Source organism: Microbacterium sp. Leaf351 (assembly GCF_001423825.1).
Classification (GTDB): Bacteria; Actinomycetota; Actinomycetes; order Actinomycetales; family Microbacteriaceae; genus Microbacterium; species Microbacterium ginsengisoli.
Genome location: NZ_LMPK01000034.1, coordinates 20,509 through 22,119, shown reverse-complemented (window position 1 = coordinate 22,119; position 1,611 = coordinate 20,509). Strand labels below are relative to the sequence as shown.

The following is a 1,611-nucleotide window of genomic DNA, read 5'->3' as shown; positions in this document are numbered from 1 at the left end:
GAAATAGTACCTGAAACCGTTTGCTTACAAACCGTTGGAGCAGCCCTAGCAGCTGTGACAGCGTGCCTTTTGAAGAATGAGCCTGCGAGTTAGCGATACGTGGCGAGGTTAACCCGTGAGGGGTAGCCGTAGCGAAAGCGAGTCTGAATAGGGCGATTCAGTCGCGTGTCCTAGACCCGAAGCGAAGTGATCTATCCATGGCCAGGCTGAAGCGACGGTAAGACGTCGTGGAGGGCCGAACCCACTTAGGTTGAAAACTGAGGGGATGAGCTGTGGATAGGGGTGAAAGGCCAATCAAACTTCGTGATAGCTGGTTCTCTCCGAAATGCATTTAGGTGCAGCGTTGCGTGTTTCTTGCCGGAGGTAGAGCTACTGGATGGCCGATGGGCCCCACCAGGTTACTGACGTCAGCCAAACTCCGAATGCCGGTAAGTGAGAGCGCAGCAGTGAGACTGTGGGGGATAAGCTTCATAGTCGAGAGGGAAACAACCCAGACCACCAACTAAGGTCCCAAAGCGCGTGCTAAGTGGGAAAGGATGTGGAGTTGCTCAGACAACCAGGAGGTTGGCTTAGAAGCAGCCACCCTTGAAAGAGTGCGTAATAGCTCACTGGTCAAGTGATTCCGCGCCGACAATGTAACGGGGCTCAAGCACGCCACCGAAGTTGTGGCATTGACATTAGTGGTAGNCCCAGCCGTGGACGCGACACGAGTGAGAATGCAGGCATGAGTAGCGAAAGACGTGTGAGAAACACGTCCTCCGAAAGACCAAGGGTTCCAGGGTCAAGCTAATCTTCCCTGGGTAAGTCGGGACCTAAGGCGAGGCCGACAGGCGTAGTCGATGGACAACGGGTTGATATTCCCGTACCGGCGAAGAACCGCCCCAATCAATCCAGTGGTGCTAAATGCCCGAATCCTCATACTCAATCCTTCGGGAAGCGGTGTGAGGGCTAGCGCATGACCCCATGCTGGTGCGGTTAGCGTATTAACAGGTGTGACGCAGGAAGGTAGCCCAAGCCAGGCGATGGTAGTCCTGGTGCAAGTGCGTAGGCTGAGTGATAGGCAAATCCGTCACTCGTTCGGCTGAGACACGATGCGGATAAAAAGTGGGTGATCCTATGCTGCCAAGAAAAGCATCGACGCGAGGTTCAAGCCGCCCGTACCCCAAACCGACTCAGGTGGTCAGGTAGAGAATACCAAGGAGATCGAGAGAATCGTGGTTAAGGAACTCGGCAAAATGCCCCCGTAACTTCGGGAGAAGGGGGGCCTTCGACGTATTAGGACTTGCTCCGAAAGCGTTTGGAGGCCGCAGAGACTAGTGGGTAGCGACTGTTTACTAAAAACACAGGTCCGTGCCAAGTCGCAAGACGATGTATACGGACTGACGCCTGCCCGGTGCTGGAAGGTTAAGAGGAAGGGTTAGCGTAAGCGAAGCTCAGAATTTAAGCCCCAGTAAACGGCGGTGGTAACTATAACCATCCTAAGGTAGCGAAATTCCTTGTCGGGTAAGTTCCGACCTGCACGAATGGCGTAACGACTTCCCAACTGTCTCAACCGCGAACTCGGCGAAATTGCATTACGAGTAAAGATGCTCGTTACGCGCAGCAGGACGG

Annotated in this window: 1 rRNA gene (only partly in view); it reads left to right on the top strand. The window is 54.2% G+C overall.

The features are described from left to right. A 23S ribosomal RNA gene (locus tag ASG00_RS10235) occupies positions 1 to 1,611 on the top strand (it extends past both window edges: 519 nt to the left, 725 nt to the right).